Origin of the sequence: Corallococcus sp. CA053C (assembly GCF_003611675.1) — a bacterium.
Lineage (GTDB): Bacteria > Myxococcota > Myxococcia > Myxococcales > Myxococcaceae > Corallococcus.
The window spans coordinates 1-7,388 of record NZ_RAWA01000451.1; the positions used below are offsets into that span (position 1 = coordinate 1).

General features: G+C 71.0%; 8 protein-coding genes. 5 read left to right on the top strand and 3 right to left on the bottom strand.

Annotated elements, in window-relative coordinates:
* Window positions 1-3: 3 nt before the first annotated feature.
* The 5 genes from sctR to D7V97_RS36950 are packed head-to-tail and all read left to right on the top strand — an operon-like array spanning window position 4 to window position 4,924.
* Window positions 4-732, top strand: coding sequence for a type III secretion system export apparatus subunit SctR (gene sctR, locus D7V97_RS36930; RefSeq protein WP_233583461.1), 729 nt, complete (start codon window positions 4-6; stop codon window positions 730-732).
* 4 nt (window positions 733-736) lie between these two features.
* Window positions 737-1,006: a flagellar biosynthetic protein FliQ gene (locus tag D7V97_RS36935; protein ID WP_120615309.1), complete on the top strand. Its 270-nt coding sequence runs from the start codon at window positions 737-739 to the stop codon at window positions 1,004-1,006.
* Window positions 1,003-1,797, top strand: a complete 795-nt coding sequence (locus D7V97_RS36940; RefSeq protein WP_120615310.1) for an EscT/YscT/HrcT family type III secretion system export apparatus protein — start codon at window positions 1,003-1,005, stop codon at window positions 1,795-1,797. Before D7V97_RS36935 ends, D7V97_RS36940 begins: the two co-directional genes overlap by 4 nt.
* Entirely contained in the window at window positions 1,794-2,840 is a 1,047-nt protein-coding gene (locus D7V97_RS36945; RefSeq protein ID WP_120615311.1) for an EscU/YscU/HrcU family type III secretion system export apparatus switch protein, read from the top strand. Before D7V97_RS36940 ends, D7V97_RS36945 begins: the two co-directional genes overlap by 4 nt.
* On the top strand, window positions 2,840-4,924 hold the full coding sequence (locus D7V97_RS36950) for a flagellar biosynthesis protein FlhA (protein WP_120615312.1): 2,085 nt from the start codon (window positions 2,840-2,842) through the stop codon (window positions 4,922-4,924). The genes D7V97_RS36945 and D7V97_RS36950 overlap by 1 nt, the downstream gene beginning before the upstream one ends.
* 3 nt (window positions 4,925-4,927) lie before the next feature.
* Here D7V97_RS36950 and D7V97_RS36955 read toward each other — a convergent pair whose 3' ends face one another.
* From D7V97_RS36955 to D7V97_RS46225, 3 genes are all read right to left on the bottom strand, one after another.
* Window positions 4,928-5,275 carry an HU family DNA-binding protein gene (locus D7V97_RS36955; RefSeq protein ID WP_120533081.1) on the bottom strand — a complete coding sequence of 116 codons (348 nt, stop codon included), beginning with the start codon at window positions 5,273-5,275 and terminating at the stop codon, window positions 4,928-4,930.
* Window positions 5,276-5,400: 125 nt separating this feature from the next.
* Window positions 5,401-6,765, bottom strand: a complete 1,365-nt coding sequence (locus D7V97_RS36960) for a YhjD/YihY/BrkB family envelope integrity protein (RefSeq protein WP_120615313.1) — start codon at window positions 6,763-6,765, stop codon at window positions 5,401-5,403.
* Between the two features lie 427 nt (window positions 6,766-7,192).
* On the bottom strand, window positions 7,193-7,388 hold a 196-nt coding region (locus D7V97_RS46225), incomplete at its 5' end, for a hypothetical protein (RefSeq protein WP_233583460.1).

Here is a 7,388-nt window from a genome sequence, read left to right on the forward strand (position 1 = left end):
GGGATGAACAGCAGTGCGCATCCCCACCCGATGGCTTTCATCCCCCACCCCGCTTCCGCGGCGGAGCAGTCCCTGGCGCAAGCGTCGTATGCGGGCAGTCCCCTGGCGATGATGGGGATGCTCGCGCTCCTGTCGTTGCTGCCGTTCGCGGTGTTGATGCTGACGAGCTTCTCGAAGATCGCCGTGGTGCTCTCACTGGCCCGCTCGGCGATGGGGACGCAGCAGGCACCGCCGACGCTGGTGCTCACGGGACTCGCCGTGGTGTTGACGGGGCACATCATGGCGCCGGTGATGGAGCGCATGTACGACGCGGGACAGGCGGCGTACGAGGAGGTGCACTCCGGCGCGCAGCTCCTCTCCGCCGCGAAGCAGGTGACGGAACCCCTGCGCGGCTTCCTGATGAAGCACGGCAGCGCCGAGGAGCGCGCGCGCTTCGTGGACCTGGCCCGCGAGCTGCGACCTCCCGAGGAGTCGGACCAGGTGCAGGAGGCGGACCTGTTCGTCGTCATCCCCGCCTTCGTCATCACCGAGCTGAAGGAAGCCTTCCAGATTGGCTTCATCGTCTTCCTGCCCTTCCTGGTGCTCGACATGGTCATCGCCAACGTGCTGCTCGCGCTGGGCATGCAGACGCTGTCGCCGAGTCAGGTGAGCCTGCCGTTCAAGATCCTCCTCTTCGTCGCCGTGGATGGCTGGGCGCTGCTCGCCCGGGGCCTCATCCTCGGCTACCGGTGATGTCATGACCCAGGACGTCCTGCTCACCCTGGGGCGCGAGGCCTTGTTGTTGATGGTGCTCGCCTCTCTGCCACCCATTGGCGCGAGTCTCGTGGTGGGCTTCCTGATGAGCCTCTTCCAGGCCACCACGCAGTTGCAGGAGAGCACGCTGTCGGTGGTCCCCAAGCTGTGTGCCGCGGTGCTGTCCCTGGTGCTAGCGGGCCCGTGGATCGCCGGGCAGCTCACGCGCTTCACCCAGCAGCTCCTCACGCTCATCGCGGATGTGGCGTTGTGAACCCGGACGCCCTGGCCGAACAGCTCCTCACGCTGGGGCCGCACTTCATCGCGGTGGCGCTGTGCGCGGCGCGCCTCGTGCCCATCGCGTTCCTCTGTCCATTGCTGGGCGGCCAGGCGGCTCCAACGACGGTCCGACTGGGGCTGGTGCTCGCGCTGTCGCTCTTCCTGCACATCGAAGCGGGCGTGGAGTTCATCGGGCCCGTGGAGACTCCCCTGGTGATGGTGGCGCTCGTGGTGCGCGAGCTGGCCTACGGCGTGTCGGTGGGGCTCGTGTCCGCGCTGCCCTTCGACGCGGCGCGGATGGGAGGCCGCTTCATCGACCTCTTCCGGGGCACGTCCGCGGAGGCGAGCCTGCCGATGGCGGGGAGTCGCGAGTCGGCCACGGGAGACGGGCTGTACCACCTGCTCGTGGCCCGGGTGGTGTCGGGTGCGCTGTTCCCGCTGATCATCTCGGCTCTATTGCGCAGCTTCACCGTGGTTCGCCTGGGCGCCTTCGTGCCCACCGAAGCCGCGACCCTGCACGTGGGAGTTCTCGTGGGCAGCGGCATGGCCACGGGGTTGGCGGTGGGGGCACCGGTGGCCGCGGCGGCGCTCGCGGTGGACTGCTTCCTGGGCATGGCCTCCCGGGCCGCGGCGCAGGTGAACCTCCAGGAATGGGGTGCGCCCCTGCGCATCCTCGGAGGCGGCGCGTTGCTGTGGCTGGGCGTGGGGCTGCTGTGTGAGCGGCTGCTCGCGGGTGTCGTCTCCGCCGAGGGCGCACTGGCGCTGCTGGGCGAGGTCGCGCGATGAGCGGGGAGAAGACGGAACAACCCACCGCGAAGCGCCTGCGGGAGGCGAGGCGCAAGGGCCAGCTTCCCCGCAGCCGCATGTTGTCCTCCAGCGCGGTGACGCTGGGCGGACTGCTGGGCTTCACGGCATTCGCGCCGGAGGGATTCGCGCGGCTGCGGGACTGGGCTGCCCGGTTGATGCTGGAGCAGACCCTCGCGGGTGCGTGGGAGGAGGGCGCATGGGTCGCCGCGCGACTGTGTGGACCGGCACTCGGTGGAGCGCTCGTGGCCTCGCTGGCGGTGTCGGTGGCCACCGTGGGCTTCGAGCTGGATGCACGACACGCCGCACCGAAGCTTGAGCGCATCAACCCCGCGGCGGGCCTCAAGCGCCTCTTCAGCGTCCGGCCCCTGGTGGAGATGGGCAAGGCGCTGCTCGTGGCGGCGCTGCTGGCGCTGATGGTCTGGAACGAGGTGGAGACCGTGGGTCCCGAGGCCTTGCGAACCGCGTGGCTCGACGGGACGCGGGGGATGGAGTTCCTGGTCGGTCGACTGGCGACGTTGGTGCTGCGGCTGGCGTGGGTGGTGCTGGGGTGCGGTGCCGTGGACTACGCGCTGGCCCGGCGCAGACACCTGCGCGACCTGATGATGACGCGCGACGAGGTCCGGCGGGAGCACAAGGAGAGCCAGGGCGACCCGCGACACAAGGGACAGCGGCGGGCCCTGCACCGACAGCTCGCGCAAGGTGGTCCGGCACGTGGGGTGCAGAAGGCCACGGCCGTGATCGTCAATCCCACGCACCTCGCGGTCGCGCTCCGGTACGACGCGGGCGAATGCGACGCGCCCTACCTCGTGGCCAAGGGCCGCGAACAGGACGCGCTCGCGCTCAAGGAAGAGGCACGTCGGCAGGGCATCCCGGTGCTTCGGGACGTGCCCCTCGCCCGCAGCCTCATCCACTTCGACGTCGGGGAGCCCATCCCCGAGGAGCTGTACCAGGCGGCGGCCGTCGTGCTGCGGACCGCGATGGAGACGCGCGGGGCGGACGACCGTCCACGGAGACAGACGTGATGAACCCACTCATGAAGGTGTTGCTGAAGGCCCGTCAGTCCTCCGACATCGTGCTCGCGGTGGCGATGGCCGCCGTGTTGGGGGCGCTCATCATCCCCCTGCCAGCGTGGCTGCTCGACGTGGGGCTCGCGGTGAACCTGGCCGCGGCGGTGGCGCTGCTGGTCGCGGCGCTGCACGCGAAGGATGCGCTGAGGGTGACGTCGTTCCCCACGCTGCTCCTCTTCACCACGCTGTTCCGGTTGTCGCTCAACGTGTCGTCCACGCGACTGGCGCTCTCGGAGGGACACGCGGGCGAGGTCATCCAGGCCTTCGGCGAGTTCGTGGTGCGGGGCGACTACGTGGTGGGCGCGGTGGTGTTCGCCATCCTCACGCTGGTCCAGTTGCTGGTGGTGACCAAGGGCGCCGAGCGGGTCGCGGAGGTGTCCGCCCGCTTCACCCTGGACGCCATGCCCGGCAAGCAGATGTCCATCGACGCGGACCTGCGCGCGGGCGCCATCGACCAGGGGGCGGCCCGGCGACGGCGGCGCGACCTGGAGCGCGAGTCCCAGATGTTCGGCGCCATGGACGGCGCGATGAAGTTCGTGAAGGGGGACGTCATCGCGGGCCTGGTCATCGTCGCGGTGAACCTGTTGGGGGGTACCCTCATCGGCGTGTTGCAGCAGGGCCTGTCCTTCTCCGAGGCCGCCGCCACGTTCGCGCTCATCGCCATCGGTGACGGGCTCGTGTCCCAGGTGCCCTCGCTGTGCATCGCGGTGGCCGCGGGCCTCGTCGTCACGCGGGTGGCGTCGGAGAAGGAAGAGGACTCGCTGGGGACGGAGATCGGCACCCAGTTCTTCGGGGACCCCCGGACGCTGGGCGTCGTGGCGGGGCTGTGTGTCGCGCTGGCCCTCATGCCGGGCATGCCGCACCTGACCTTCCTCGCCCTGGCGGCGGCACTGGGCGGGCTGGGGTATGCGCTGCGGCGCAAGGCGCGGGAGGCCTTGGAGAAGTCGCAGGTGAAGGACGGCGCTCAAGCGGGCGCCACCGTCCCGGTCGGCGCGGCCGGCAAGCCTCCGGAGAGCGCGGCGACCCCGGTGGGCGTGGCTCCGCTCGCGCTGGACCTGTCCCCGCAGCTGACGGCCCTGGCGGAAGGGGAGGGCGGCGCCTTCGTGCACACGGTGCTGAACGGGGTGCGCGACGAGCTCTTCTTCGAGCTGGGGGTGCGCATCCCCGGCATCCGCGTGCGGACCCAGGCCGCGTACCTAGGACCGGGCGAGTACCGCCTCCTCCTGGACGAAGTGCCCGCGGGTGGGGGCGTGGTCCAGCCCGGGAGCCTGTATGCGCTCGTCCCGCCCGGTGAGCTGGCCTTCCTGGAGGTCCAGGCGGAGGGCTCGGTGGAGCCCGCGACCGGGCGGTCCATCAGCCGCGTCGCAGAGGGCGCCCGCTCCCGGCTGGCGCTGGCCCAGGTGCCGCTGCGCAAACCCTCGGAGCTCATCGCGGACCACCTGCGCGCCGTGCTCCGCCTGCGCGCCGCGGCGCTGCTGGGGCTCCAGGAGGTGCAGGGGCTGCTGGAGGGACTGGAGGCCCAGGCGCCCGTGCTGGTGAAGGAGGCGCTGCAGAAGGTGCCGCTGCCGCTGCTGGTGGACGTGCTGCGGCGGCTCGTCCAGGAGCAGGTGAGCATCCGGGACCTGCGCTCCATCCTGGAGGCGCTCGTGGCGCCCACCACCGAAGGGGACGCGACCGCCCTGGCCGAGCGCTGCCGTCAGGCCCTGCACCGCTACCTGAGCCACCAGTTCGCGCCCACCGGCCCGCTGTACGCGTACCTCGTGGACCCGGAAGTGGAGGACGTGCTTCGCGCCAGTGGCCCCCGGGGACCCGCTCCGGAGCCGGAGCGGGTCGTCGAAATCCTGGAGGGGGTGCGGCGGATCGCCACCGGTGGCGGTGGCCGGGCGGTGCTGCTCACCGCCCCGGACATCCGCAGGCCGCTGCGCAAGCTGTGCGAGGGCCCGTTCCCGGACGTGGCGGTGCTCACCTACGGCGAACTGGATGGAGACCTGCAGATTCGCCCCATCGGCCGGCTGACGCCCGTCGCCGTGGGGCGGTGAGGACTACAGGGTGCCGGTGCCGCTGCTGCCCTTGAACTCGGAGGGCGGCAGGTCCGTCTGGGCCTGCAGGGGCGCGGGGCGGTTGACCCGGTCGCGCAGCTCCTTGCCGGTGCGGAAGAGCAGGCCGCGCTTGGGCTTCACCGGGATGACCTGACCCGTCTTCGGGTTGCGGCCCTGGTAGCCCTGGTAGTTCTTCACGTGGAAGGCGCCGAGTCCGCGAATCTCGATGTTCTCGCCGCGGCAGAGCGCGTCCTTCATCGACTCGAAGATCGTCTCGATGGTCGCTTCAGCCTGCTTCTGGGTCACGCCTCGTTTGGCAACGAGGATGTTGATCAGATCGGACTTGAGCATCGGACGCTCCCGCAAACCCCGTGACCCCTTGGTGACAGGGCTCTCTGGCCCGTGGTCGAGTCCCGAATACATAACAGAACACCTCCTCCTTGCAAGCCGGGTAGGCTCCCAACCCTCTAAAAACGTTACGGATTTCCGCTGCCGGCCGCTGCCTTGGGTGCTTCCGGGGCGGGCGGAGCCAGCAGCCCCGGACGCAGGGGCGTCACGAGGTCGATCCAACGGGTGCGACGCAGCAGGTCGACCCCGGCACAGTCGGCTGCCTGGAACAGCGGTTCGAACTGTTCGAAGCCCGGGGCCCTGGGCCCCGTCCAGGTCTCAGGGCCTCCGGAGATCATCACCCCGTGCACCGCGAGCGTGGTGTCCGCGAGCGTGAGCTCGGACGGATCCCTTGTCGGACGCAGGCCCCCCCGGCGCCCCCGCTCCATCAGGCGGGCCTCCACCAGCCGGTCCACGACCTCATGCACGAGCGACTCGGGGACGCGCAGCCGCGTGGCCAGTTCGCGCGGCAGCGGCGGCGTGCGCCCGTCCACCCAGCACAGGGTGACGTCCTGGGCGACGCGCGCGGCCACCAGCTCGTGCGCTCGCGGGTGGCTGCCGAAGGCGAAGAGCGAGTCGCGGAAGGAGACGTGCTCCACCGCGTAGGACAGCCGGGCGCCGAACAGCATGATCAACCAGCTCACGTACATCCACGCGAGGAACAGGGGCAGGGCGCCCAGCGATGCGTAGAGCGGGTTGTAGAGGAAGCTGCGCACCGCGAACTCGGCGTACACCTGCTTCGCCAGCATCCACCCCACGCCGGCCACCAGCCCGCCCGCCAGCGCCGAGCGCACGCGCACGTGGGCGTACGGCGTCCAGAGGTACACCAGCGTCAGGCTGCCAATGGCGATGAGCATGGTGCCCAGCGCGATGAACAGCGGCGCGGACGGCGCATAGGTCTGCAGGAACACACGGACACGGCCGGTGCCCGAGAAGGAGATGGCCAGGAAGATGGGGCCCAAGAGCAGCAGGCCCGCGTAGATGGACAGGCGCGTCAGCCATGGGCGCTGGCGCCGGATGCCCCACAGCTCGTTCACCGCACCGTCGATGTGGCGCAGCAGCGAGCCCGCCGACAGCATCACCGCGAGGAAGCCCACGCTGCCCACGGCCAGCGAGTTGCCCGGGTGCAGGAACCGGTCGAGCAGCGCGGCGGACTCCTTGCTGACTCCCGGTGCCAGCACCTCCGCGATGACGAAGCGCAGCTTCTTCTGGAACTGCTCCTGGTGGAGCGTCCGCAGCAGCACGAGCCCCACCGTCAGCAGGGGCACCAGCGAGAACATGCTGATGTACGTGAGCGCCGCGGCGCGAAGGCGCAGGTTCTCGCCCATGAAGCCGCGCGCCACCGTGCGCGCCGCGAAGAGGATGTCCGCCGCGAACCGGCCGCCCGACGTGGCCCCGATGGGCGCCCACAGGCGGGCCGCCGTCGAACGCGTCCAGGCCCGTCCCCGGACCATGGACTGCCGCAGGTGCCACGACAGGCCCTGCGTCACTTGCACGAACCCCTCCAGGCGCGTCCCCGCCCAGGCGAACGCAGGCCACCAGGGTCCAACGGCGTGCGGAGGCGCGGAAGGGGGCGGGTCATCCCGAAGGCTTCACATGGACCGACGGGCACGGACGACACCCCCCGGTGTGGAAGCACCACCGTAGCCAAACTCGGGCCCGGGGGACCAGCCCACCTGGCCGGGGATGTGGCTTCCACCACGGTGCACCCGGGACGCGTCCGCCCGATCGGTCGCTGGACAGGTGAGCGGGCTCGAGCACCCCGAATCCGCGCGACCACGATCGCTGGGGAGGCAAAAGAGAAAGCCCGGCGGGATGCATCCCACCGGGCCTTCGCTGTCACTCGCGGGCCGCCTTCAGCAGGCGGCGTCGCTCACCGGCTCAGCCTTCGCTGCCCCCGCCGGACGACTCCGAGGAGCCTCCGCCGGACGCCTGCGGAGTCGAGCCACCGGAGCCCCCGCCGTTCTGCCCGGAGCCTCCCTGCTGCGAGCCGCCCCGCTCACCGCGCTCGGGCCGCTCACCACCACGGCCCTCACCGCCGCGACGCTCTCCACCCCGGTTGCGGTCGCCCCCACCA